The following is a 24,031-nucleotide window of genomic DNA, read 5'->3' as shown; positions in this document are numbered from 1 at the left end:
CGGCCACCCGCCCGGCAAGCATCAATATCCTACATTTTTCTTATCCAAGAAGGTGCCGGCAGGCGGATGAGGGGCAGCCTCGGCGATCTCCTACGGACTCTCTTTTCACCGCAGGCCGATCGCCGTCAGCGCTTGAGGATATAGTCGCAGAGCCGCTCGGCCGCGATCGCCACCTGGGCGGGGTCGCGCAGGAAACAGGCACGCAGGAAGAGTTCGCCGCCGGCGCCGAAGGCAGCCCCGGGAGCAAGGCCGACGCCTGTCTTGTCGACGATATCGATGGCGGCGCTGCGGCTGTCGGCAACGCCGTCGATCTTCAGGAACGCATAGATCGCGCCGTCGGGCTTCAGCGTCTCGACGCGATTGGTGGCAATCAGCGCATCGCAGAGGGTATCGCGCGACCGCGCCGCCTTGGCGATGTTGGCGGCGACGAAATCATCGCCTTGATCAAGGGCTGCGACGGCGCCCTTCTGCATGAACTGCGCCACGCCTGAGGTCGAATACTGGATGAGATTTTCGAGCACCTGGCCCATTTCGGGGGGTGCCACGATCCAGCCGACGCGCCAACCCGTCATCGACCAGTTTTTCGAGAAGGAATTGACGAAGACGATCTTGTCGTCCGGCTCCATCACGTCGAGGAACGAGGCGGCACGGCCGCCGGCGAAGTAATAGCGCGCGTAGATTTCATCCGCCATGATCCAGAGATCATGCTTGCGGGCGAGCGCCAGGATATCGCCGAGATCTTTCTTCGTCGCGGTCCAACCCGTCGGGTTGGAAGGGGTGTTGATGAAGATGCCTCTGGTCCCGGATGTGATGGCGGCTTCGACACGCCCGAGATCGACCGTCCATTTGCCGCCTTCGAACTGCAGCGGGACGCCGACGGAGCGGGCACCTGCTATTTCGAGGGCTGCGGCAATATTCGGCCAGGCGGGGGTGAGATAAACGAATTCGTCGCCAGGCGAAGTCAGCGCCTGCACGCAGATCTGGATCGCCTGCATGCCGGAGCCGGTGACATAGAAATGCTCGGCCGGAAGGCAGACGGCGAAATGCCTGTGGTAATAATCCGACAGCGCCCGGCGAAGCTCCGGAATGCCGCGCTGCCAGGTATAGAAGGTCTCGCCTGATGCAAGCGCTTCCATCGCCGCCCTGCTGATGAAGTCGGGGGTCGGCAGATCGCCTTCACCGACCCAGAGCGGCAACAAGCCTTCGCGGCCGCGAGCATAATTGACGACTTCGACGATCCCGCTTTCGGGCGCCGCTATGGCGCGCGGGCTGAGGCTTTCCACGATCGACATGCATATCTCCGGTTTCCGCCTTCATAGCGGATTTGCGCCGGCAAATCCCATGATAACAAGTGATGGCATATCGATTTTCGTGATGAATGGCGGCCCGCCCGACAGCGGGCCGAAGACCACCGATCAGACGGCCGGGCGTTTGGCCAGCAGATCGCGGATCTCGGTCAGCAGCTGGACGTCGGCCGGCGGCGGCGGCAATTGTTCCGGCTGCTGCTTTTCCTGACGCTCGACCTGCTGGCGCAGATAGTTCACTGCCTTGACCATCAGGAAGATAATCCAGGCAAGGATCAGGAAGTTGATGAGAACGGTGAGGAAGCTGCCATAGGCGAAGACCGCCCCTTGGGCGCGGGCGGCGGCAAGTGTCGGCGCGTTGACGGCCGACGAGAGCGGCAGGAAATAATTGGAAAAATCGAAGCCGCCGAAAATGGCGCCGACGATCGGCATGATAAGGTCGTCGACCAGCGATTTGACGATGCCGCCGAAGGCACCGCCGATGATGACGCCGACCGCAAGATCCATGACATTGCCGCGGGCGATAAAGGCCTTGAACTCATTGAGCATCGGATCCGTCTCCCTTCGATCCCATTTCAGAGATATGCCGTTGTTTCGATTAGCTACATTTTCGTTGCAATTAATCAATTGCAAATCGCAATTATCTGGTGAAGTCGCCACCTGGCCTTTGACTTAAGGTGTAGATGGACGGGAATTTTCAAGGCACCTGAAATGCCTTAAGCTGACTTCGTTGCGGGAGGTGCCGGCGGCTTTTCGCCGGCGGAGGACTAATGCTTCCAGGCTGGGTCATATTCGCGTCTGCCTTCGGCTATCTGCTCCTGCTTTTCGCCGTGGCAAGCTACGGCGACCGAAAGAACCGCGGTCCGGGCGCGCTCGAAGGCGGATGGCCCGTCGTCTATGCGCTCAGCCTTGCGATCTATTGCACCTCCTGGACCTATTTCGGCAGTGTCGGGCTTGCCGCCCAACGCGGCCTGGAATTTGCCGGCATCTATATCGGCCCCATCCTCGTCTTCACGCTCGGCATGCCGCTGCTTCGCCGCATCATCGAGCTTGCCAAGGCGGAGAAGCTCACCTCCGTCGCCGATTTCGTTGCTGCGCGTTACGGCAAGAATCCGACGGTCGCGACGATCGTGGCGCTGATCTCGCTGATCGGCACCATTCCCTATATAGCCTTGCAGCTGAAAGCGATCTCGAGCACCGTCAGCGCGATGGTCAATCCGTCCGACTACGGCATCGGCAGCGGTAATCTCTATTTCCTCGACCTGCCGCTCATAGCCACCCTGGTGCTTGCCTGCTTCGCCATCATGTTCGGCACGCGGCATACGGATGCGACGGAACATCAGGACGGCCTCATCCTCGCCGTCTCGATGGAATCGGTCGTCAAGCTCGTCGCCTTCCTGACAGCCGGCGTCTGCGTCATCTGGTTTCTCTTCGATGGCCCGGCGGACCTCTGGAGCAAAACCGTCGAGAACGACCTAGTCATGTCGGCGCTTAGCTATCATACGCCGATCAGCCGCTGGATCACGCTGATCGTGCTGTCGGCCTTCGCGATCATCATGCTGCCGCGGCAATTCCACGTCACCGTCGTCGAAAACCGAACGGCAAAGCAGCTGAAACTCGCGGGCTTCCTGTTTCCCAGCTACCTCGTCGCCATCAATCTCTTCGTGCTCCCGGTGGCGATCGGGGGCCTCCTGACCTTCGGCGGCACTGGCAATGCCGACTTCTACATGCTGTCGCTGCCGCTTGCCGGCCAGATGCCGGTGGTTTCGCTCATCACCTTCATCGGCGGCTTCTCCGCCGCAACGGCAATGGTCATCGTCGATTCTGTGGCGCTGTCGATCATGGTGTCGAACGACATCATCATGCCGATCTTCCTTCGGCGCAAACTTGCCGGCCGCGCCGGCCAGCGCGACGATTTCGCCAAGACGCTGCTCAACATCCGCCGCAGCGCCATCTTCGCCGTGCTGCTGTTCGGCTATGCCTATTACCGCTCGACCGACAGCACCGCCGGGCTCGCCTCGATCGGCTTGCTGTCCTTTGCGGCGATCGCGCAGATTGCGCCTGCGCTGTTCGGTGGGCTGATCTGGCGGCGGGCAAATGCGCGCGGCGCCATCCTCGGCCTGACCTCCGGCTTCACCATTTGGGTCTATCTGTTGTTCCTGCCGTCGCTCGGCGGTCCCGACTATTCCTATGTGGCGAGCGCCGTGCTCGGCTTCATTTTTCCGGGCGCGACGCTGTTTACCGCGCCCGACGCCGACCCGCTGGTCAATGCGACGGTCATGAGCCTGCTCGTCAACACGGCCTTCTTCATCGTCGGCTCGCTCACCCGCAATGCCCGACCGCTGGAGCGCATCCAGGCCGGCATCTTCGTCAAGCGGCATTCGCGATCGCAGTTTGCGACACGCGGCTGGAAGACCCGCATCAGCGTCGGCGATCTCAAGGCGGCGATCTCGCGTTATCTCGGCGAAGAGCGCATGCAGCGCTCGTTCACGACCTATGAGCAAAGTTCCGGCCGCAAGCTGGAGGACGAACAGCAGGCCGATATGGCGCTGATCCATTTCAGCGAACAGTTGCTCGGCAGCGCCATCGGCTCGTCCTCGGCAAGGCTGGTGCTATCGCTGATTCTGCAGAAGATCGAGGACGCCTCGTCCGACACCGCATGGCTGCTCGACCAGGCAAGCGAAGCGCTGCAATATAACCAGGACATGCTGCAGACGGCGCTGTCGCAGATGGATCAGGGCATTGCCGTCTTCGACAGTTCCAACCGGCTGACGATCTGGAACCGACGCTTCCGGCAACTGCTTGAGCTGCCCGAGAGTGCCGGCCAGGTCGGCTTTCCCCTGTCGGAGATCGTTACCACACTCAGCCAGCGCGGGGACATCGCGCCCGGCGATCTCAACCAGACGGTGCGGCATTTCCTGACGCTCGACAAACCCTTCGCGCTGGTGCTCGGCGGCGGCGAGCGGATCATCGAGGTGCGCTCCAACGCCATGCCCGATAAGGGCATCGTCGCCACCTTCACCGATATCACCCAGCGCGTCAGCGCCGACCAGGCATTGAAGCAGGCGAATGAAACGCTGGAGCAGCGCGTCGCCGAACGGACGGCGGAACTCACCCGCGTCAACCGCGAACTTGCCGAGGCGCGGGCGGCCGCCGACGAGGCGAATATCGGCAAGACCCGCTTCTTCGCCGCCGCCGGCCACGACATTCTGCAGCCGCTCAACGCCGCCCGGCTCTATTCCTCGGCGCTGGTCGAGCGCATGGCGCAATCCGACAACAGCCCGATCGTGCGCAATATCGATTCGGCACTGGAATCGGTCGAAACCATCCTAGGCGCGGTGCTCGACATCTCCAGGCTCGATACCGGCGCCATGCGGCCGCGGCTCGCTTCGGTCGCGCTTTCCGACCTCCTGGAGCGAATCGAGACCGATTTTGCGCCGATCGCCCGTGAGAAACAGCTGAAGCTGGTGGTCATGCCGACATCGCTCAGGGTCCGCTCAGACCCGAACCTCCTGCGCCGCCTGGTGCAGAACCTCGTTTCCAACGCCATAAAATACACGATCACCGGCAAGGTGCTGGTCGGGGCGCGGCGGCGCGGGAACCAGGTGATCATTCAGGTGATCGATTCCGGCATCGGTATTCCGCCATCGAAATTTCGCACCGTGTTCAAGGAATTCGCGCGGCTGGATGAAGGCGCCAAGACTGCCTCCGGCCTCGGGCTCGGCCTTTCGATCGTCGACCGCATCGCCCGCGTGCTCAACCATCCGGTCGAGCTGCTCTCGACGCATGGCAGGGGCACTGAATTTCGCATCTCCATGCCGCTCGACGTCTCACGCCCGGCCGAGGCTGCGGTAGCCGTCGCCCTCGCCGACCGCCCGGGGCAGCCGCTCAAGGGACTGAAAATCCTCTGCATCGACAACGAGCCGAATATCCTCGAAGGCATGCGGCTGCTGCTCAGCGGCTGGGGTTGCGAGGTGACGGCGCTTGATTGCCTTGCCGACGTGATCGCCATGGACGGCCGGCACGGGCCGCCGGATCTTGCCATCGCCGATTATCATCTCGACGACGGCACCGGCCTTGCCGCAATACTGCATCTGCGCCGGCAGTTCGGCATCGACATCCCCGCCTTGCTTGTTACTGCCGACCGCACGCCTGAAGTGCGCAGCGAGGCGGAACGGCACGATATCGCCGTTCAGCACAAACCGGTACGGCCGGCGGCGCTGCGCGCCTATATCACCCAGATATCCGGCCTCAAACGCGCGGCTGCGGAATAGCCGGCAAGCTCAGCCGGCCGGGCTGATGACGCGAGAGACGAGATCGCGTACACGCGCAGTATCCGGCACCTCGCCAAACAGGATGCGGTACATGATCGGCGCCACAACCTGATCCATCACAAGATCGACGTCCGGGAAGGTTTCGCCCCGCGCCTTTGCCCTGTCGGCGATGACGATGATCTGCTGTCGCGTATATTCGCAGCATTTGCTGGCGTTGGCGCCGGCCTGCGCCGCCAACACGTCGCGGATCATCTCGCGGCCCGGCCCGGAGGACATTTCATCGGCATATTGCTCGGCCCAGGCCTGAAGATCGGCCGTGCCGCTGCCGGCGTCGACCGGCTGCATATCGGGCCGCAGCCGCTCGACGGCGACATCGGCGAGAAGCTCCTGCAGGTCGCCCCAGCGGCGATAGATGGTCGACGGCGTCACGCCTGCCCTGGCGGCGATCAGCGGGATCGTCACCTCGGCGCGGTTCATCTCGGCCAACAGATCGCGTGCCGCCTTGTGCACCGACGCCTGGACCCGGGCGCTTCTGCCGCCCGGACGGAGATTCTCTTTCACTGCCATGCCTGCAACCCGACCTTCATCCTGACATCGATGGTTCAAAATCTTTGACAGGAGCATAAACGCAAATAATTTGCCTTTGCGGCGCATCCACCCTACATCGAGCTAACGCAACAGGTTAGCTTTAAGGGGTTTATATATGTTCGCCGCAGCCAAATCCACAGAGAATGCGCCGCGCCCCTCGATCGGTTTCCATGCGCTGACACTCGCCACCTTCTTCGGCGCCTCCTCCGTGCCGACGCCGCTCTACCGGATCTATCAGGAGAATTTCGCGATCTCGCCGGTGCTGATCACCGTTATTTTCGCCGTCTATGCCTTCGCGCTCTTGGCGGCGCTGCTGATAACCGGCTCGATCTCGGATCATCTCGGCCGCAGGCCGGTGATCTTTTCCGCCCTGCTGCTCGAAATCGTCGCCATGATCCTATTCGTCGTCGCCAGCGGCCCCGGCTGGCTTATCGCGGCGCGGATCGTCCAGGGCATTGCCACCGGCATCGCCGGCGCCTCGCTCGGAGCAGCCCTTGTCGATGTCGACCGGGCGAAGGGACAGATCGTCAATTCGATCGCGCCGCTTTCCGGCATGGCGCTGGGTGCGGTCGGAACCAGCGCCCTGATTCAGTACGGCCCCTTCCCGATGCATCTCGTCTATGCGCTGCTGCTCGTCGCCTTCGCGTTGCAGGCGGCCGCCATCTGGCTGATCCCCGAGAGCGGCGGCACGCGCCCCGGCGTTTTCGGCTCGCTGGTCCCGCGCGTTTCCATTCCGCCGCAGGCGAGGCGGCCGCTCTCGCTGGTGACGCCAATCAATATCGCCAATTGGACGGTCGGCGGTTTCTACCTTTCGCTGGTCCCCTCCCTAGTCGCTACCACGACCGGCAGCGCCGCACCGCTGGCGGGCGGAGCAGTCGTCGCCGCTTTGACGGCGAGCGGCGCGATCGCCGTCTATCTCAGGCGCGGCAGGACGGCCACGGCCAATCTCGGCTTCGGCGTGTCGGCAAAGACGCTCGGCATCCTGACGGTCGTCGCCGGCGTGCATCTCGCCAATGTGCCGCTGCTGTTGATCGGCACTATTCTTACCGGCGCCGGTTTCGGCACCAATTTCCTGGGCTCGCTCGGCACCATCATGCCGCTCGCCAAAGCGGACGAGCGGGCCGGACTGCTGTCGGCCTTCTACGTGCAGAGCTACCTCGCCTTCAGCCTGCCGGCGATATTGGCAGGCTTCCTGGCGAAATCCGCCGGCTATCAAGTGACGACGGACATTTATGCGACGGCGGTCCTGCTGTTGCTGGGCGTCGGCATAGTGGCCCTTCGCGCCGCCCGAGGAAAGACTGCGGAGAATGCGGCCTAATTCCGGAGGGAGTGTTCACGGCTGGAGATCCAGCAGTGCCCGGCCGCTGCCATCCATGGCGAAAGGCACCGAGGCGTGCTGGTGGGCGACCAGCCAGCGGCCATCCCGCTTGACGAGGCCGAGGGTCTGACGGAACCAGAGATCGACTTCGGTGCCATCGGTCTTCGTCCCGGTCATCCGCGTGAGGCCACTCCAGAAAGCGACACCCTCGCCGACCGTCAGTTTGGCATCGCGCACCTCGCCGCCAATCGGGCCTTCCCAGGTGTCGAACCAGGCCTGCAGGCCTGCCTTGTCCTTGCCCTTGATGACCAGCGGCGGCGCCAGGGAAAATTCCACGGAATCTTCGGCCTCGTAGGAAAGCGCCTCCTCGGCGTTCTTTTCCCCCAGCGCCTTGGCCCGCATCATCAGCATGGCGATGACCGCCTCTTCCTCGTGCCTAACAATTGCTTCGTCTTTCACGGCCGTTCTCCTTTTCCGCTATGGACAGAGGACGAGCGGCAGGAGAACGATCCGACAATGATGCATTTCACTCTCGGCAATTTCGGACGCAAGATCGCTGCGTTCTACCGGAATTACTTCAGAGATAACTCGTCACTGCGGGCTCGTTCCACCAGGCATCGTGCCTGCCATCGGCGTAACGAACCGGCAGCCCCGCCAGTTCCTCCGGCGTAATATTATCCAGGCAGGCGATGTTGATTGAGACATAGGCGCCGCCGATCGCCTCGACATAACCGTCGCCATAGGCCGGCACCCCGCAGGTGCGGCAGAAGCGGTGATGGCCGCTCATCGTGTTGAACTGGTAATCGGATGTCTCCGCCGGGTCGGACATCAGCCGGAAATCCTCGGGCTTGACGTTGGCGCCCCAATAGCGCCGCTTGGCACAGATCGAGCAATTGCAGCGGCCGGTGCCGGCTTCGAGGTCGATATCCACCTCGTAGTGCACTTTGCCACAATGGCAGCTTCCCTTGTAAGTCTTCTTCATGGCGATCTCCCCATCGGCGTTGCTTTCAGCATGTCAATATGACAATGTCTTGTCATTATGAATGAGATACAGAATAGACAACATGTTGTCAAACAGAATCGGCCGGAGCGAACGGTGGAAGGGGATGCCTTTTCCGCTTTCGCGATCATGGCCCTGCGTCTGGCCGCTCACCTGACGGCGGCCGGCGACCGGTTGGCGAAGCCTGCAGGACAGACCAGTGCGCGCTGGCAGGTGCTCGCCGCGGCAAGGCGCGGCGACCTGTCGGTGGCGCAGATCGCCCGCGCGCTCGGCCTCGCTCGTCAGGGCGTTCAGCGGCTGGCCGACGTGCTGGAGAGCGAAGGGCTGATCGCCTATGCCGACAACCCGCAGCATCAGCGCGCCAAGCTGGTGCGACTGACGGCGGACGGGGCGGCACGGCTCGGGGCGATCGAGGTGGCGCAGGCCGGATGGGCAAACAAGCTCGGCGCCGCGTTTACCTCAGCCGAGCTCGATGTGGCGCGGGCTGTCATGGCGCGGGCAATGGAGGCGATGGAGGTGGACGAGGCGTCCGGCAGCTGAGCAATTCGCCCCGCGGTGATGCGCCCGCCGTGGACTGAAAACGAAAAAAGGCCGGGCTAACCCGACCTTCCCTGCCATCTCGACGAACCGTGCCAGTACATCCGTGGTCACGATCCGGAGATGATATTCAAGCCTCGGAGGCTCAGGCCGCCTGGAGGCGGTCTGCCGACATCTTGCCGGACTTGTTGTCGCGGACGAGATCGTAGGACAGCTTCTGGCCATCCTTGAGGTCACGCATGCCGGCGCGTTCAACGGCCGAGATGTGGACGAAAACGTCGGCAGCGCCGTCATCCGGCTGAATGAAGCCGAAGCCCTTGGTTGCGTTGAACCACTTTACGGTACCTGTGTTCATGACGATATCCTTTCGAATCGCTCATAGAAGATTGCAGCCCGGAACTACCGAACGGCGATGAAAACCGATTTTGGAGGAAGGTCGCCAGGAACGACGCAAGCGCCGTTTCAAAGTTCATCTAGCAAGATCGATGTGCACGGGTGTAATCGGAAATTGTGTCCGCGGCAAGGCGTCGGCAAGGAAAAGAGGAATTCGGCGAACTGGAGAAAGCGCGGGATTCTTTTGCGCCATGACCTGGCATCCCTCTGCCCTGCCCGGCAGAGGGTGGCTACGTTTGGCGGAAACGATAGCAAAAACAGATTACGCCGCCGCCTTCGCTCCTGCATAGGGATCGAACCGCCCATAAAATGTCTCACCCTTGGCGGCCATATCCTTCAACAGCGGCGTCGGCTTGAAATGCTCTCCGTAAGCTGACGCTAACTTTTCTGCCAGTTCCACGAATGCCTTTGCGCCCATCCCATCGATATAGCTCAGCGCCCCGCCGGTGTAGGGCGCGAAGCCAAAGCCGAGGATCGAGCCGACATCGGCTTCGCGCGGATCAGTGACGATGCCTTCCTCTACCGTCCGGGCGGCTTCGAGCGCGATGGTGACGAGGAAACGTTGCTTGAGGATGGCGACGTCGACCTCGTCCGGGCTTTTCTGCGGATAGAAGCTCTTCAGCTCCGGCCAGAGCGACTTCTTCGCCGGTTTCGGCGGATAGTCATAGAAGCCCTTGGAATTCTTGCGGCCGAAGCGTCCTTCCTTTTCGACCATGCGGGAGATCAGCTCCATGTGCCTGGGATCGACAGCCCTTTCGCCGAGATCGGCGACCGTCGCCTTGAGGATCTTCAGCGAAAGGTCGATCGCCACCTCGTCGTTCAAAGCCAGCGGTCCCACCGGCATGCCGGCCATCTTGGCGGCATTTTCGATCATGGCGGGCGGCACGCCCTCGATCAGCATGTCGTAGCTTTCCGACATGTAGCGCAGCACACAGCGATTGACGAAGAAGCCGCGGGTGTCGTTGACGACGATCGGCGTCTTCTTGATCGCCGCGACATAATCGAGTGCGACGGCGAGCGCCTTGTCGCCGGTTTCGCCTCCGAGGATCAGCTCGGTCAGCATCATCTTTTCGACCGGCGAGAAGAAGTGAATGCCGATGAAATTGGCGGGGCGTTTCGAATTCTTCGCAAGGCCCGTGATCGGCAGCGTCGAGGTATTGGAGGCGAAGATCGCGCGCTCGGGCAGCACTGCTTCGACCGCCTCGATAACCGCCTTCTTGACTTCGCGATCCTCGAACACGGCCTCGATGACGAGGTCGGCACTGGCGAGATCGGCATAATCGGCCGACGGCGAGATGCGGGAAAGAAGGGCTGCCGCTTCGTCCTGCGTCAGCCTTCCCTTACCGATCGAATCTTTAACGAGCCCTTCGGAGACGGCCTTGCCCTTGGCGGCCGCTTCCACATCGCGGTCGATCAGGGTCACCGGAATGCCGGCGGCGGCGGTGACATAGGCGAGCGAGGCGCCCATGAAGCCGGCGCCGACGACGCCGACATGTTTCAGCTCCGTCTTCGGGATACCGGCCGGGCGGCGTGCGCCCTTGCCGAGCTCCTGCATGGAGATGAACAAAGAGCGGATCATCGAGAAAGCTTCCCGGGTCTGCAGCACCTCCGTGAAATAACGTTGCTCAATCTTCAGACCGGTGTCGAACGGCACCTGCAGGCCTTCATAGACGCATTTCAGGATGGCAAGCGCTGCCGGATAATTGCCCGACGTCTCGCGGCGCAGGATCGCCGGCGCGGCCGGCCAGAGCTGCGCGGAAGCCGGCGTCCAGATGCCGCCGCCCGGCAGCTTGAAGCCTTTCTCGTCCCACGGGGCGACCGGCTTCAGGCCATCCCTGATCATCTGCTTGGCGGCGGGGATCAGCTGATCCGGCTCGACCACCTGGTGCACGAGGTTCATCGCCTTGGCGCGCGAACCGCTCAACGACTGGCCTGTCGTCATCATCTGCAGCGCATCCTGGGCATTGGCGAGGCGCGGCACGCGCTGGGTGCCGCCGGCGCCGGGGAAGATCCCGACCTTGACCTCGGGCAGCGCGATCTTGACGTTCTTGGCATTGGAAGCGACGCGGCCGTGGCAGGCAAGCGACAGTTCGAAGGCGCCGCCCATGCAGGTGCCGTTGATCGCCGACACCCAGGGCTTGCCGGAGGTTTCGAGCTTGCGGAACAGGCCGCTCATGCGTCCGACCAGACCAAACAGCGTCTGCGCCGCCGTCTCCGGGCTCTTGGCTTTCTCCTCCTGGTAGGAGCTGAACATCGACTTGATCATCGAAAGATCAGCGCCGCCGGAGAAGGAGGATTTGCCTGAGGTGAATACGACGCCCTTGACGGCGACGTCAGCGGTCGTCGCGTCGATGATGGCGTTGAGCTCCTCCATCACCTCGGCGGTGAAGACATTCATCGATTTGCCGGGCATGTCCCAGGTGACGAGAGTGATGCCGTCGGCGTCGGTTTCGAGCGTGAAATTGGTGTAGCTGCTCATTGGGAATTCCTCTCCCTGAATTCTCTTGCGGTGAAGCCCTCCCCTTGTGGAGAGGGTCGCGATCCCATCAAACGCGTTCGATGACCGTTGCCGTGCCCATGCCGGCGCCGATGCAGAGCGTCACCAGCGCGGTGTTGAGGTCGCGGCGCTCCAGCTCGTCCAGCACGGTTCCGAGGATCATCGCGCCGGTGGCGCCGAGCGGATGGCCCATGGCGATGGCACCGCCATTGACGTTGATGCTGTCGTGATCGATGTCGAAGGCCTGCATGTAGCGCAGCACCACGGCGGCGAAGGCCTCGTTCAGCTCAAAGAGGTCGATGTCCGACAAGCTCATGCCGGTCCGCTTCAACAGCTTTTCGGTCACGTCGACGGGGCCGGTCAACATCAGCGCCGGATCGGAGCCAATATTGGCGAAAGCCTTGATGCGGCCACGCGGCTTCAGCCCCATGCTCTCACCGCCAGCCTTCGATCCCAGGAGCACCGCAGCGGCGCCATCGACGATGCCGGAGGAATTGCCGGCATGGTGGACGTAGTTGATCCGCTCGATCTCGGGATGGGCCTGGATGCCGACGGCTTCGAAGCCGCCCATCTCGCCGGGCATCTGGAAGGAGGGGTTGAGAGAGGCAAGCGCCTGCATATCGGTGCCGGGGCGCATGTGCTCGTCCTTATCCAGGATCGTCAGGCCATTCTGATCCTTGACCGGGATCACCGACTTGTCGAACCAGCCCTGCTGCCAAGCATGGGCGGCGCGCTTCTGGCTCTCGATGGCGTAGGCATCGACATCGGTTCTGCTGAAGCCGTATTTGGTGGCGATGAGATCGGCCGAGACGCCCTGCGGCATAAAATAGGCCGGGAAATTCACCGACGGATCCATGAACCAGGCGCCGCCCGACATGCCCAGGCCGACGCGCGACATGCTTTCCACACCGCCTGCGATGACGATATCGTCGGCGCCCTGGGCGATCTTGCCGGCGGCGAAATTGACGGCATCGAGGCCGGAGGCGCAGAAGCGAGAGATCTGCATGCCGGGCGCACGGGTGGAATAACCGGCTTCGAAGGCGGCAGCCTTGGGGATGACGGCGCCGGCATCCATGACCGGGTCGACGCAGCCCATGATGATGTCGTCGACGGTTGTCGTGTCGAGCCCGTTGCGGTCGCGGATCGCTTCCAGCGTCTTGGCGGCGAGGCGGACGGAAGGCACCTCATGCAGGGCGCCGTCCTTCTTGCCGCGGCCGCGCGGCGTGCGGACGTGATCGTAAATGAAAACCTCGGTCATTGTCTCGTCTCCCTGATGGCGCAGACGCGCCTTTGAATTCTGCGAAGACCAAATAGCCCTTCGTTTTAAGCTCAGGGCGTTCGGCGCTCGAAACGATTCACCGGATCGTTTCGTCGGCTGCGCCGACCGCTTTCTCACCTCCAACCCTCCCCACAAGGGGAGGGAGAACCGGCTCAAAACGCTTCCGCGGCCAGCGCCATCATCGTGTCGGCGCCGGCTTCGATGCGGGTCTTGCGAAGGGCGGTTTCCGGCATGATCCGCTCCATGAAGAATTTCGCCGTGGTCAACTTGTTCTTCAGGTAATCCTCGCGGGCGGCATCGCCCGAGGCAAGGCCGTCCTCGGCGGCCTTCGCCATCTTCGCCCACATATAGCCGAGAACGACGAGACCGAAGAGATGCATGTAATCGGTCGAACCGGCGCCGGCATTGTCGGGCTTGGCCATGGCGTTCTGCATGAACCACATGGTCGCGGCCTGGACGTCGTTCAAGCCCTTCTTCAGATGCTTGGTGAAGAAGGAGAGCTTTTCGTCGCTGCGGTTCTCCTCGCAGAAATCGCCGATTTCCTTGAACAGCGCCATGGCGGCGCGGCCGCCGTTGAGCGCGAGCTTGCGCCCGACGAGATCGAGCGCCTGAATGCCGTTGGCGCCTTCGTAGATCATGGCGATGCGGGCATCGCGCACATACTGGCTCATGCCGTGCTCTTCGATATAGCCGTGGCCGCCGAAGACCTGCTGGGCCATGACGGCGTGGTCGAAGCCCCTGTCGGTCATCACACCCTTGAGGATCGGGGTGACGAGGCCGAGAATGTCGTCAGCGGTCTGGCGCTCCTTCTCGTCGGTGGCGCGGTGGGCGATATCGGACTTCAGCGCGGTCCAGAGCAAAAAGGCGCGGCCGGCCTCGTTGAAGGCGCGAATGGTCATCAGAGTCCGGCGGATATCGGGATGGACGATGATCGGATCGGCCTTCTTATCCGGCGCCTTGACGCCGGAGAGCGAGCGGCCCTGGATGCGGTCGCGGGCATAATTCGCGGCATTCTGATAGGCGATTTCGGAAATGGCGATGCCCTGCAGGCCGACCATCAGGCGCGCCTCGTTCATCATCACGAACATGGCATTGAGGCCGCGGTTTTCGGCGCCAATCAGGAAGCCGGTCGCCTCGTCGTAATTCATGACGCAGGTGGCGTTGCCGTGGATGCCCATCTTGTGCTCGATCGCACCGCAGGACACGGCATTGCGGTCGCCAAGAGCGCCGTCCTTGCCGACCAGGTATTTCGGGACGATGAAGAGCGAGATGCCCTTGGTGCCCTCGGGGGCCCCCTCGATGCGAGCCAGAACCAGATGGACTATGTTGTCGGTCAGATCGTGCTCGCCGGCAGAGATGAAGATCTTCTGGCCTGAAATTTTGTAGCTGCCGTCCGCCTGCGGCACCGCCCGGGTGCGCAGCATGCCGAGATCGGTGCCGCAATGCGGCTCGGTCAGGTTCATCGTCCCCGACCAGGAACCGTCGACCATCTTCGGCAGATAGGTTTCCTTCTGCTCCTGCGTGCCATGGACGAGGATCGCGGCGATCGCACCCTGCGTCAGGCCCGGATACATCATCAGCGACATGTTGGCGGCGGAGGTATATTCGCCGACGGCGGCATGCAGCGTATAGGGAAGCCCCTGGCCGCCGAATTCTTCCGGCACGGCAAGGCCGATCCAGCCGCCTTCGCGATAGGCATTATAGGCTTCCTTGAAGCCCTTCGGCGTCGAGACACTGGCGTCGTCCTGACGTCTGCAGCCTTCCTGGTCGCCGGAATAATTGACCGGAAAAAGAACTTCTTCGGCCACCTTGGCCGCCTCGCCGAGGATCGCCTCGATCATATCGGGCGTCGCATCGGCAAATCCGGGAAGATTGTTGTAGCGTTCGAGGCCCAGCACGTCGTTCAAAACGAATAGCGTATCGTTCACCGGGGCCTTGTAGACTGGCATCTCTCAATTTCCTCCCATTCGGATAACCGGATCGCGCCGGCCCTGGTCATCGTCTTACAAAACATTGACGTTTGCGTAAACGTCAAACTCTTCCTCTCGATCGCCTTTCCGTGAAAAAATTCGAGAGGGCGAATCCGCAAGCCGTGGATGCGGAGGCAGGAGACGCCATCTCATCTTCCTTGTCCATTCGGGAATGGCGTATAAGCGCAAGCGTCTTTCACTATGCATCAGGTGGGCCGGCATGATCAGTTTCGAGGCGATAAGGCAGCGTGCGGAAGAGCGAAAAGGCGGTGCGGCCGCGCTGCAGGCAATGCTCGAGAAGCACCAGCCGGATCACAACCGGCTGCGCGCCATGCCGGACGACCGCATCCTGGCCGACATGACCCGCCGCATCTTCTACAGCGGCTTCGTGCAGAAGGTGATCGATGCGAAATGGCCGGGCTTCGAGGCGGCGTTTTCCGGCTTCGATCCGGCGGCGCTGAATATCGCGCCCGACAATTACTGGCATGAGCTGACATCGGACGAGCGGATCATCCGCAACGGCGCGAAGATCATGTCGGTTCGCGCCAATGCCGCCTTCGTCAGAGAGCTGGCGAGCGAACATGGCAGCGTCGGCGCCTTCTTCGCCGACTGGCCGCGGGAGGACCAGATCGGCCTCCTCGAGCTGATGAGCAAACGCGGCAGCCGGCTCGGCGGCATGACCGCCCAGTATTTCCTGCGCGGCATCGGCCGCGACAGCTTCGTCGCCACGCTCGACGTGCTCGCCTGCCTGAGATCGGCCGGCGTGCCGCTCTCCTCCTCCGGCACGACGAAGAAGGACCAGCAGCTGATCCAGCAGGCCTTCAACGATTGGGCCGCCGAGACCGGCCTTTCCTTCATCCACCTCTCGCGCATCAGCGCCTATTCGATCGATGCCGCGCACTGAAATTCCGGCCTGAAGATGTCTATCCGATCCGGCGAATTTAACGGCAATTGCCGCCTAAAGAAGCCTTTCGGCTGCAAACGTTAAAAAATTCTCATCTATCTTAACGGCTTGTTTACCACGTTTCGTGAAAGGTGCGGATTGAGCCGTAGTGATCCGCATTCCTTTTCCCAGTCCCGCGTTCCTAAAGAATGCCGCTACATCGTTCAGCCTGAGGAAAGTCTAATTGACTATCTTCTTATGGATGATGCGCTCCGGTCCGCGTGAAGACGTGGGCAGCAGACGAAGAAGCCACGGATCGAGCTCTGACGAGAGGTCGAGCAGTCGAAGCGAGCAAGAAGATGAACGGATCGCGATCAAATCCTTCCCGACAGTCCGACAGGACCTCGCTCGATGCGCTGAACCGCACGATCGAAGGGCTGGAGGCGCGCATCGAAGGGCTGATGGGCAGCGGACGCGATCAGCGGACGCGCACGCCAACGGCCGAGCGCGATCCTTATGCGGCCTCCAATGCGCCGCGCCCCACACGAGCGTCGGTTGAGCCGCGGCCGGATCCGCTGGCGGAAATTCGCCAGCGCCAGCGCGCATTGGAAGCGGGCCGCGAACGCTCCTATGGGCGCGAGCAGGCCACCCAGCTGCGCGACCCCGCACCGCGCGCCGCCGCGCCACTGGCCGCCTCTGCCTTGCGCGCCGGCGACGACACGATGACCGAGATCGCCCAGGCGCTCGTCAACCTCAGGCAGGACTTGAAGCGCGATATTTCCGAGGGTGTGACCCGCGAGATGAGCGCACTGCGCGCCGAACTGCGCGAGATCAAGGCGACCGCCGGAGACAGCCGCTTCGCCGACGACATTCGCGCCGACATGAACCGCCTGGCCCAGAGCATCAGCCAGTTGACCGGCCGCTCGAGCGGCCCGGAGGCCGCCGGCCTGCGCGAGGATTTCGAGGAGCTGCGATCGCTGATGGACGGGCTGGCGCGCGAGGAATCGCTGCGCCATATGGAAAACCGCTGGGACGGCGTCGAGAGCCGGCTTGCCGCACTCGACACCGAGGGGCTGCAGGAAGAGCTCGTTTCGCTGGCCTACCGGCTCGACGATATTAAGCGCCATCTCGGCGGCATGGGCGAAAGCCCCGCGGTCCGGGCGCTGGAAGACAAGCTCATCGCCATCGCCACGGCGATGGAGCAGTTCGGCAACATGATCCAGCCGCATGACCGGGTCATGTCCGAGCAGTTCGCCGCCATGGATATGCGCCTCGACGAGATCAGCCGGGCGATTGCGGCAAGCGGCCGCGCAGCTGCCGCCAACGATCCGACGCTGATGCAGCGGCTGGAAAGCCGCCTGTCGTCGCTCGCCGACCAGATCGACCTGATGAGCCACGACGCGGCCAGCCGGGCAACCCCGGCCGACGAGCTGGCGATGCGGCTGGAAGCGCTGACGGAGCGCGTCGAGGAGCTGGCCAGGGCGGAAGCGACGTCCCGGCTCGACGAGCGGCTGGAACATCTATCCTACCTGCTGGAGCGCACGCAGAAGGCGGCCGCGCAACCCGACCTCACCGGCCCGCTTTCCGACATCTCCCGCAAGATCGATGCGCTCGAGAATGGAGCGGTCAATGACGTGCTGGCGCAGCGGCTCGATTATCTCGCCCGGCGGATCGACGAGATGGCCTTTCAGCAGCCCGCACCTGCCGTGGCGATCGATGACAGAGCTTTCCAGCGTCTCGAAGGTCGGCTGAGCGAAATCGCCGCCCGGCTGGAAGAAACAACGGCGGCGCCGCCGACCGATCCGCAAGCGCTGAAGAACCTCGAAGACCAGATTGCCAACCTTTCGGCGCTGATGAGCGAGCCGCGCGAAAGTGCCGCGATCCCGGCCGACCTCGACCGGCGCATGGGCGCGATCGAAGATTATATGGCGACAAGCGACGAATATATCATCGAGGCGGCGCGCCAAGCGGCGGAGGCCGTCGTCGAAGCCTATTCGCGCAATGGCGGCCTGCAGGGCGGCGTGCCCGCCGCCGACATGTCGGCGCTGACGGCGCTGGCCGAGGATCTGCGCCATCTCGAGGATATCAGCCGCGACAGCGAGGAGCGCACGCACAAGACCTTCAAGGCGCTGCACGAGACGCTGGTCCACATCGCCGACCGGCTCGACGGCATGGAAGAGCGCGGACGGCCGATCGCTCAGATGCCGATGGCCGACGTCGATTTCGATGTCGACCCCTATGCGCTGATGGTGGCTGAAGCCGCCCAGACGGCGGACGTGCCCCCGGCAGCGAAAGCCTCTCCGGTCATCCGCACGGCTGAGGTCGCGGCGGAACCTGCCGCCCCCGCCCAGGCCGCGAGCATGAGCGCAACAAGCGCGATCGCCATCGAAGCCGCGACGCGGCCGCCGGAGACCCCGACACCGGCGCCGGCAAAAACCAGCCTGTTCGCCAGCCTTGGCAAGCGGCTGCGGCCCGGCAAAAAAGCCGAGGCGCAGGCGAAGGAACGACCGGTGATCGACCCTGCGCCGTCGATCGATCCCGCCGACGTGGTCCCGACGGATGCGGCGAACGAACTGCTCGAGCCGGGTTCGGGCGCGCCCGACGTCAAGAAGATTCTTGAACGGGTGCGCGCCAGCCAGAGTGCCCAACGCGGCAAGCCTGCCATCGAGACGGATCGGGCCGACTACATCGCGGCTGCGCGCCGGGCGGCGCAGGCAGCCGCAATGGAAGTGGACGCCAATCCAAAGCAGGCGGCAACCAAGGCCGACAAGAAGGCCGCAAATGCCGACAAGACGAGCAAGACCGACAAGGCGGGCAAGCTCAGCGCCTTTTCGCGCTACCGCCGACCGATCCTTCTCGCCGTCGGCGCCGTCTTGCTCGCCATCATGGCCTTTCCGCTAGCGCGGACGTTGACGAGCGGCGAACCCGCACCGCAGCCGCCGGCGGAGGTCTCTGCGCTGACGGGAGTGACGGAAAATTCGCAGCCGGCGCCGCCTGAGGCGACACTCGCCCAGCCGGACACCGGCGCTGCCGATCTGAACGTCCCTGCAGCGGCGAGCGCACCGGCCGCCGATCAGGCGCAACCGGAAACAGCCTCGCCGGCCGCCGGCGATCATCTGACCGATGCAACGCCGCTCGATGGCGAAGGGGCTGCAACTTTGGCCCCCGCCGGTTCGTCCGCGACAATGCAGGAAACATCGAGCTTCACTCCGAACAGCCCGACCGCAGCGGCGGCCGAGCCGCAGGCAGCGATCACCATCCCCGACACCGTGCAGCCGAAATCACTTGCCGATGCGGCACAGGGCGGCGACTCCCTGGCGCTGTTCGAGATCGGCGCACGCTATTCGGACGGCCGCAACGGCATGACCGTCGATCAGAAACAGGCCGCAGGCTGGTACCAGCTTTCGGCCGACAAGGGTTTTGCGCCGGCACAATACCGCCTCGGCAGCATGTATGAGAAGGGCAACGGCGTCGAACGCGACATCGCCAAGGCGAAGGGCTTCTACGAGCAGGCGGCGAACCGGGGCAATGCCAGCGCCATGCACAATCTAGCCGTTCTCTACGCCTCCGGCGCGCTCGGCCAGCAGGATTATGCGACGGCGGCCTCGTGGTTCACCAAGGCCGCCAATCTCGGCATCACCGACAGCCAGTTCAACCTGGCGATCCTCTGCGCCAGGGGCAACGGCGTTCCGGCGGATCTCGAAGAATCCTATAAGTGGTTCGCGATCGCCGCCAAGGCCGGCGACAAGGATGCAGCACAGAAGCGCGATGAAGTGGCCAACGCCATGAAGCCTGACCAGCTCGAACGGGCGCGTGCCAAGGCCGACCTCTGGAAGCCAGAACCGCTCGACCATCGCGCCAACGGCATCGACATCCCCGACGAATGGGCGGGCACAGGCATGAAGACGGCAACCGTCGACATGAAGAAGGCGATCCGCAACATCCAGGCGATCCTCAACAATAACGGTTTCGACGCCGGCGTGCCCGACGGCGAAATGGGGGCGAAAACCGTCGCCGCGATCAAGAGCTTCCAGAAGTCGATCGGCCAGGAGCCGGACGGCAAGGTGAGCGACGCGACCGTGAAGGCGCTGCTCGAACGCAACAAGCAGGTCGCCAAGGCGATCTAAGGTGCGTCGACGGAGGTCGACCCGCCGGTGAAGACCCTGCCCCACAAGGGGGAGGGGCTTGCATGCCGCGCCGACGTTATCTCTTCCACGGATTCATCCGCGGAAACGTTGATGTTGCTGTGGGGTGATGCCGCGCATAGCCCTCCCCCTTGGGGAGGGTCTTCGCAGGCCTTGCGGCACTAAGCCGCAAGCTTTTCCGAAATTTTCCCACCCTCGTCACAAAACCTGAAAAAAGCCCGATTATGCCGGACATATCGATCCGCGCATCGCCGAATCTCCCGCCATCGATCTCTATCAATCGGGGCCGATCGAAAGCCTCTGGCAACGATTTCACAGTATGGTGCGCATTCGAACGGGGACGTGACAGGAACCGCCCGGCAGGGGCGGTCATCATTCGGGGTCGGTTGTGACAATTTATCTGCCCATCGCAGAATTGTCGGTGAACATCTTCATCATTCTCGGCATGGGGGCGGCCGTCGGATTCCTGTCCGGAATGTTCGGCGTCGGCGGCGGTTTTCTCATCACCCCGCTGTTGATCTTCTACAATATCCCTCCCGTCGTCGCCGTCGCCACCGGCGCCAACCAGGTCGTGGCGTCGTCGATTTCGGGTGCGATCACCCATTTCCGGCGCGGCACGCTCGACGTCAAGCTCGGCACAGTGCTCCTGGTCGGCGGTCTTACAGGGGCGACCGTCGGCATCTGGATCTTCTCGCTGCTGCGCGCCATCGGCCAGCTCGACCTGATCATCTCGCTGATGTATGTCATCTTCCTCGGAGCGGTCGGCGGGCTGATGCTGCTCGAAAGCATCAATGCAATGCGCCGCGCCGCACGCAACGAGCCGCCCGCGCCGCGCAAGCCGGGCCACCAGCATTGGGTGCACAAGCTGCCGCTCAAGGTGCGCTTCAAGAAATCGAAGATTTTCCTCAGCGTCATTCCGATCGTTGCGCTCGGCTTTGCGATCGGCATCCTGACCTCGATCATGGGTGTCGGCGGCGGCTTCATCATGGTGCCGGCAATGATCTACCTGCTGCGCATCCCGACCAGTGTCGTGGTCGGTACCTCGCTTTATCAGATCATTTTCGTGACCGCCTATACGACGATCGTGCAGGCGGCGACGAACTTCTCTGTCGACATCGTGCTTGCTTTCATCCTGATGGTGGCGGGTGTCGTCGGGGCGCAATACGGCGTGCGCGTCGGCCAGAAGCTTCGCGGCGAGCAGCTGCGCGCCCTGCTCGGCCTGCTGGTTCTGGCCGTCGGCCTGCGTCTGGCGATCGCGCTGGTCGTGACCCCTGCCGACGTCTACTCGGTGGTGATGGGGACCGGCAACTGATGCGCCTGCTTGCCTCGATCCTCCTGCTCCTGTGTCTGCTGCCGCCGGTTGCCGGGGCGCAATGGCTGCCGGGACAGGCAACGGAAGCGGTGCGGGAGGGGCTGGAGATCGGCACATCGACCAGCGAAATCGCCATCACTTCGGATTTCCACGGTGCCGATCTGACGATCTTCGGGGCGCTCTCGAACACCGACCAGCTGCTGCTCGCCATTGGTCAGTATGACGTGGTGGTGGTGCTGGAAGGCCCGCGCGAGGATGCGACGGTGCGCAAGAAGGAGCGCGTCTTCGGCATCTGGGTGAACAGGCGCTCGATGACTTTCGAGGCGGTGCCGCATTCCTATTCGATGTCGAGCTCGCGCATGATCGACGATCTGACGACGCCGCTGGAACTCACCGACCAGGGGATCGGCATCGACCACATTCCGCTGACGCCGGTCGGCTTCGTCGGCGACGGCAGCAATCTCGGCGAGTTCCGTCAGGCTTTCCTGCGGCTGCAGCAGGTGGGCGCGCTTTACGACCGGAACCCGAGCGGCGTGCGGTTCGTTTCATCGAACCTCTTCAAGGCGAGCCTGCGCCTGCCGGCAAATATTCCGAACGGGGTGCACACGGTGCGCGCCTATCTCTTCAAGAGCGGCAATCTCATCACCGATAAATCGCTGCCGCTGCGCGTCATCAAGACGGGCATCGAACAGACGATCACCGATGCGGCCCATGATCAGCCGATCCTCTACGGATTTGCGGCCGTGGCGCTCGCCGTCGTCACCGGCTGGAGCGCCAGCCTGATCTTCCGCAAGGAGTGATCCGGCGCCGCGAACCGTCGCGCTCGTATCTCATGTCTTCAGGAAGGCGAGCCGCTCGTCGACGCGAGCGGGGGCAATTTCCAGAATATCGGCGCTGACGACGCCTTCCGCTACGAAAGGATCCTGCTGAATCCTGGTTTCGAGTTCGGCGCGCGAGGTGTTGTGAGCGACGACTGCTCCACCTGCGCTCGGCTGAAGGCCGCCGGCGAGAAGAAAAATCCCGTCGTCGAAGCCTCGTTTGAGCCAGGCATTATGCGCTTCCATCAGAACCGGTGCTTTGGCCCTGCTTTCAGAAAATTTCAGAGTAATGAAAAACATGCAGTGTCTCCTTCAGGAATGCTGTCGTGAAAGGGTGTCGGGAAAGGAGGGTGTTTCTGGCCGCTGCTCCGCCAGCCACGCGCGCATATTTTCCACCTCGTTTTGAACAAAGATTTCGTCGCGATAGGCGGCCGCAAGCGTCGCAACACCTTGGCTCCGCATCAGAATGTGCATGGCAAGCGCATCGGCTTCAGCCTCGCGGCCAAGCTCGCTGAATTGACGTGAGAGCCAATGGCGAAACAGATCGAAAAGTTCGGCAGCACGGCTCTTGGCAATGTGATCGAGCTTGGCGAGTTCGGCGCAAAGCGTGCCGACCGGGCAACCGTGGGCCATGATTTTCGACTGATTCACGATGAGGAGATTGACGAAGCTGAGAATACGCTCGTCAGGTGCCTCGGCCTGTGCTTCCCACTCATCGAGCATTGACCTGGTTTTGAGGAGGCGATGGGTGATCACCGCATCGAGAAGCTCGTCCTTCGTCTTGAAGTGATAATAAAAATTGCCTCGCGAGAGTCCGACTGTACCCGCAATGTCGGCAAAGGACGTTGCTTCAAAGCCTCTCTCGTAGAAAAGCCTGTCGGCTGCTTCGACAATTTGCTGCCGGGTGGCCGCAGCGACCATTTTCATTCTCCCTTTCTGTCCGCGAAGCTACGATTCGTAGGTCAATTGACCTAGGCATTAGGACAATTGACCTAGAAGAGTCAAGCGCCGGAACTTCTTGTCGGCGGCCCCCTTCGCCTCCATGACCGCTTGCGCATCGCAATCAGTTGAATTACTGTGAACCAGTTGCTTATTAAAAGCGGTTTTCACTTGAGGAGGATGAAATGCGGAAGCTTGTCGTCTGGAACCTGATGACGCTCGATGGCTATTTCGAGGGAACGAAACCGTGGGAGATCGACTTCCACAATCTCGCCTGGGGACCGGAGCTCAAGCGCTATGCCGAGCAGTTCGGCGAGGAAGGTGACCTCCTGGTCTTCGGCCGCAAGACCTATGAGGGCATGGCCGCCTACTGGCCGACTGCCGAGGACGAAGACAAGATCAAGGCCTATATGAACGGCATCGCCAAGATCGCCGTCTCTCGAACAATGACCGATCCCGGCTGGAACAATGCGCGCATCGTCAGCGATCCGATCCCCGAATTGACGAGGCTGAAGCAGGAGGACGGCAAGACGATCTTCATCTTCGGCAGCGCCGCGCTTGCCGACAGCCTGCTGAAGGCGGGCCTTATCGATGAGATCAGGGTTTGTGTGGTGCCGGTCATTCTCGGCGGCGGCAATCCGCTCTTCAAGCCAGCCGAGGCCCAGGTGCCGCTGAGGCTTATTGAATCCTCGACCACGCAAAGTGGCGCGGTGATCCTGCGTTATGAGCCGGTCAGGGCGTAGCGGTGGGTCATGGCTGTCTAGTTTCTGAAAA

19 protein-coding genes are annotated in these 24,031 nt (G+C 62.6%); 8 read left to right on the top strand and 11 right to left on the bottom strand.

Annotated elements, in window-relative coordinates; translation table 11 throughout:
* Positions 1 to 125 precede the first annotated feature (125 nt).
* Entirely contained in the window at positions 126 to 1,292 is a 1,167-nt protein-coding gene (locus tag CO660_RS29665; RefSeq protein WP_097601615.1) for a pyridoxal phosphate-dependent aminotransferase, read from the bottom strand.
* A 123-nt stretch (positions 1,293 to 1,415) separates the two neighbouring features.
* Positions 1,416 to 1,853, bottom strand: coding sequence for a large conductance mechanosensitive channel protein MscL (gene mscL / locus CO660_RS29660; RefSeq protein ID WP_097601614.1), 438 nt, complete (start codon positions 1,851 to 1,853; stop codon positions 1,416 to 1,418).
* A 221-nt stretch (positions 1,854 to 2,074) separates the two neighbouring features.
* On the opposite strand from mscL, the gene CO660_RS29655 reads away from it, so the two are divergent.
* The gene (locus tag CO660_RS29655) at positions 2,075 to 5,578 is read left to right on the top strand and encodes a hybrid sensor histidine kinase/response regulator (protein WP_097601613.1); all 3,504 of its coding nucleotides are present in this window, start codon (positions 2,075 to 2,077) and stop codon (positions 5,576 to 5,578) included.
* Positions 5,579 to 5,587: 9 nt separating this feature from the next.
* Here CO660_RS29655 and CO660_RS29650 read toward each other — a convergent pair whose 3' ends face one another.
* Positions 5,588 to 6,145 (bottom strand): TetR/AcrR family transcriptional regulator, encoded by a 558-nt coding sequence (locus CO660_RS29650; protein WP_097601612.1) that lies wholly within the window; start codon positions 6,143 to 6,145, stop codon positions 5,588 to 5,590.
* A 136-nt stretch (positions 6,146 to 6,281) separates the two neighbouring features.
* Here CO660_RS29650 and CO660_RS29645 point away from each other — a divergent pair, with 136 nt between their 5' ends.
* Complete coding sequence (locus CO660_RS29645) at positions 6,282 to 7,484, top strand: MFS transporter (protein ID WP_097601611.1); 1,203 nt, start codon at positions 6,282 to 6,284, stop codon at positions 7,482 to 7,484.
* 15 nt (positions 7,485 to 7,499) lie between these two features.
* Here the strand turns inward: CO660_RS29645 and CO660_RS29640 are convergent, their stop codons facing one another.
* The gene (locus CO660_RS29640; RefSeq protein WP_097601610.1) at positions 7,500 to 7,943 is read right to left on the bottom strand and encodes a nuclear transport factor 2 family protein; all 444 of its coding nucleotides are present in this window, start codon (positions 7,941 to 7,943) and stop codon (positions 7,500 to 7,502) included.
* A 118-nt stretch (positions 7,944 to 8,061) separates the two neighbouring features.
* Positions 8,062 to 8,466: a GFA family protein gene (locus CO660_RS29635; RefSeq protein ID WP_097601609.1), complete on the bottom strand. Its 405-nt coding sequence runs from the start codon at positions 8,464 to 8,466 to the stop codon at positions 8,062 to 8,064.
* Positions 8,467 to 8,523: 57 nt separating this feature from the next.
* Here CO660_RS29635 and CO660_RS29630 point away from each other — a divergent pair, with 57 nt between their 5' ends.
* Positions 8,524 to 9,024, top strand: a complete 501-nt coding sequence (locus CO660_RS29630) for a MarR family winged helix-turn-helix transcriptional regulator (protein ID WP_097601608.1) — start codon at positions 8,524 to 8,526, stop codon at positions 9,022 to 9,024.
* A 142-nt stretch (positions 9,025 to 9,166) separates the two neighbouring features.
* On the opposite strand, the gene CO660_RS29625 is transcribed toward CO660_RS29630, so the two are convergent.
* The 4 genes from CO660_RS29625 to CO660_RS29610 form a co-directional block, all read right to left on the bottom strand.
* Complete coding sequence (locus tag CO660_RS29625; protein ID WP_011423929.1) at positions 9,167 to 9,376, bottom strand: cold-shock protein; 210 nt, start codon at positions 9,374 to 9,376, stop codon at positions 9,167 to 9,169.
* Between the two features lie 300 nt (positions 9,377 to 9,676).
* On the bottom strand, positions 9,677 to 11,893 hold the full coding sequence (locus tag CO660_RS29620; protein ID WP_097601607.1) for a 3-hydroxyacyl-CoA dehydrogenase NAD-binding domain-containing protein: 2,217 nt from the start codon (positions 11,891 to 11,893) through the stop codon (positions 9,677 to 9,679).
* A 67-nt stretch (positions 11,894 to 11,960) separates the two neighbouring features.
* Entirely contained in the window at positions 11,961 to 13,169 is a 1,209-nt protein-coding gene (locus tag CO660_RS29615; RefSeq protein WP_097601606.1) for an acetyl-CoA C-acetyltransferase, read from the bottom strand.
* 173 nt (positions 13,170 to 13,342) lie between these two features.
* Positions 13,343 to 15,139 carry an acyl-CoA dehydrogenase C-terminal domain-containing protein gene (locus CO660_RS29610; RefSeq protein ID WP_097601605.1) on the bottom strand — a complete coding sequence of 599 codons (1,797 nt, stop codon included), beginning with the start codon at positions 15,137 to 15,139 and terminating at the stop codon, positions 13,343 to 13,345.
* A gap of 241 nt (positions 15,140 to 15,380) precedes the next feature.
* Between CO660_RS29610 and CO660_RS29605 the strand changes: the two genes are divergently transcribed.
* From CO660_RS29605 to CO660_RS29590, 4 genes are all read left to right on the top strand, one after another.
* Positions 15,381 to 16,064: a DNA-3-methyladenine glycosylase I gene (locus tag CO660_RS29605; protein ID WP_097601618.1), complete on the top strand. Its 684-nt coding sequence runs from the start codon at positions 15,381 to 15,383 to the stop codon at positions 16,062 to 16,064.
* Between the two features lie 338 nt (positions 16,065 to 16,402).
* Positions 16,403 to 20,170: a peptidoglycan-binding protein gene (locus CO660_RS29600; protein WP_097601604.1), complete on the top strand. Its 3,768-nt coding sequence runs from the start codon at positions 16,403 to 16,405 to the stop codon at positions 20,168 to 20,170.
* 406 nt (positions 20,171 to 20,576) lie between these two features.
* Positions 20,577 to 21,500 carry a sulfite exporter TauE/SafE family protein gene (locus tag CO660_RS29595; protein ID WP_097601603.1) on the top strand — a complete coding sequence of 308 codons (924 nt, stop codon included), beginning with the start codon at positions 20,577 to 20,579 and terminating at the stop codon, positions 21,498 to 21,500.
* A complete protein-coding gene (locus CO660_RS29590; RefSeq protein WP_097601602.1) occupies positions 21,500 to 22,300 on the top strand; it encodes a TIGR02186 family protein in 801 nt (266 codons plus the stop codon). The genes CO660_RS29595 and CO660_RS29590 overlap by 1 nt, the downstream gene beginning before the upstream one ends.
* A 30-nt stretch (positions 22,301 to 22,330) precedes the next feature.
* On the opposite strand, the gene CO660_RS29585 is transcribed toward CO660_RS29590, so the two are convergent.
* The gene (locus CO660_RS29585) at positions 22,331 to 22,618 is read right to left on the bottom strand and encodes a YciI family protein (protein ID WP_097601601.1); all 288 of its coding nucleotides are present in this window, start codon (positions 22,616 to 22,618) and stop codon (positions 22,331 to 22,333) included.
* 12 nt (positions 22,619 to 22,630) lie between these two features.
* Positions 22,631 to 23,239 carry a TetR family transcriptional regulator gene (locus CO660_RS29580; protein ID WP_097601600.1) on the bottom strand — a complete coding sequence of 203 codons (609 nt, stop codon included), beginning with the start codon at positions 23,237 to 23,239 and terminating at the stop codon, positions 22,631 to 22,633.
* A gap of 203 nt (positions 23,240 to 23,442) precedes the next feature.
* Between CO660_RS29580 and CO660_RS29575 the strand changes: the two genes are divergently transcribed.
* The gene (locus tag CO660_RS29575) at positions 23,443 to 24,000 is read left to right on the top strand and encodes a dihydrofolate reductase family protein (protein WP_097601599.1); all 558 of its coding nucleotides are present in this window, start codon (positions 23,443 to 23,445) and stop codon (positions 23,998 to 24,000) included.
* The last annotated feature ends 31 nt before the right edge of the window (positions 24,001 to 24,031 follow it).

The sequence above is a fragment of the Rhizobium sp. L9 genome (genome assembly GCF_002531885.1).
Taxonomy (GTDB): Bacteria; Pseudomonadota; Alphaproteobacteria; order Rhizobiales; family Rhizobiaceae; genus Rhizobium.
The sequence above is the reverse complement of the archived record's forward strand: the minus strand, read 5'-3'. Positions and strand labels throughout refer to the sequence as shown.

What these genes read in the sequence shown, in the direction of transcription:
- CO660_RS29625 (WP_011423929.1), bottom strand. Translation starts at nt 9,376, where the DNA reads ATGAACACAGGTACCGTAAAGTGGTTCAACGCAACCAAGGGCTTCGGC.
- CO660_RS29665 (WP_097601615.1), bottom strand. Translation starts at nt 1,292, where the DNA reads ATGTCGATCGTGGAAAGCCTCAGCCCGCGCGCCATAGCGGCGCCCGAA.
- CO660_RS29650 (WP_097601612.1), bottom strand. Translation starts at nt 6,145, where the DNA reads ATGGCAGTGAAAGAGAATCTCCGTCCGGGCGGCAGAAGCGCCCGGGTC.
- CO660_RS29630 (WP_097601608.1), top strand. Translation starts at nt 8,524, where the DNA reads ATGAATGAGATACAGAATAGACAACATGTTGTCAAACAGAATCGGCCG.
- CO660_RS29605 (WP_097601618.1), top strand. Translation starts at nt 15,381, where the DNA reads ATGATCAGTTTCGAGGCGATAAGGCAGCGTGCGGAAGAGCGAAAAGGC.
- CO660_RS29585 (WP_097601601.1), bottom strand. Translation starts at nt 22,618, where the DNA reads ATGTTTTTCATTACTCTGAAATTTTCTGAAAGCAGGGCCAAAGCACCG.
- CO660_RS29635 (WP_097601609.1), bottom strand. Translation starts at nt 8,466, where the DNA reads ATGAAGAAGACTTACAAGGGAAGCTGCCATTGTGGCAAAGTGCACTAC.
- mscL (WP_097601614.1), bottom strand. Translation starts at nt 1,853, where the DNA reads ATGCTCAATGAGTTCAAGGCCTTTATCGCCCGCGGCAATGTCATGGAT.
- CO660_RS29645 (WP_097601611.1), top strand. Translation starts at nt 6,282, where the DNA reads ATGTTCGCCGCAGCCAAATCCACAGAGAATGCGCCGCGCCCCTCGATC.
- CO660_RS29615 (WP_097601606.1), bottom strand. Translation starts at nt 13,169, where the DNA reads ATGACCGAGGTTTTCATTTACGATCACGTCCGCACGCCGCGCGGCCGC.
- CO660_RS29655 (WP_097601613.1), top strand. Translation starts at nt 2,075, where the DNA reads ATGCTTCCAGGCTGGGTCATATTCGCGTCTGCCTTCGGCTATCTGCTC.
- CO660_RS29580 (WP_097601600.1), bottom strand. Translation starts at nt 23,239, where the DNA reads ATGGTCGCTGCGGCCACCCGGCAGCAAATTGTCGAAGCAGCCGACAGG.
- CO660_RS29590 (WP_097601602.1), top strand. Translation starts at nt 21,500, where the DNA reads ATGCGCCTGCTTGCCTCGATCCTCCTGCTCCTGTGTCTGCTGCCGCCG.
- CO660_RS29575 (WP_097601599.1), top strand. Translation starts at nt 23,443, where the DNA reads ATGCGGAAGCTTGTCGTCTGGAACCTGATGACGCTCGATGGCTATTTC.
- CO660_RS29600 (WP_097601604.1), top strand. Translation starts at nt 16,403, where the DNA reads ATGAACGGATCGCGATCAAATCCTTCCCGACAGTCCGACAGGACCTCG.
- CO660_RS29610 (WP_097601605.1), bottom strand. Translation starts at nt 15,139, where the DNA reads ATGCCAGTCTACAAGGCCCCGGTGAACGATACGCTATTCGTTTTGAAC.
- CO660_RS29620 (WP_097601607.1), bottom strand. Translation starts at nt 11,893, where the DNA reads ATGAGCAGCTACACCAATTTCACGCTCGAAACCGACGCCGACGGCATC.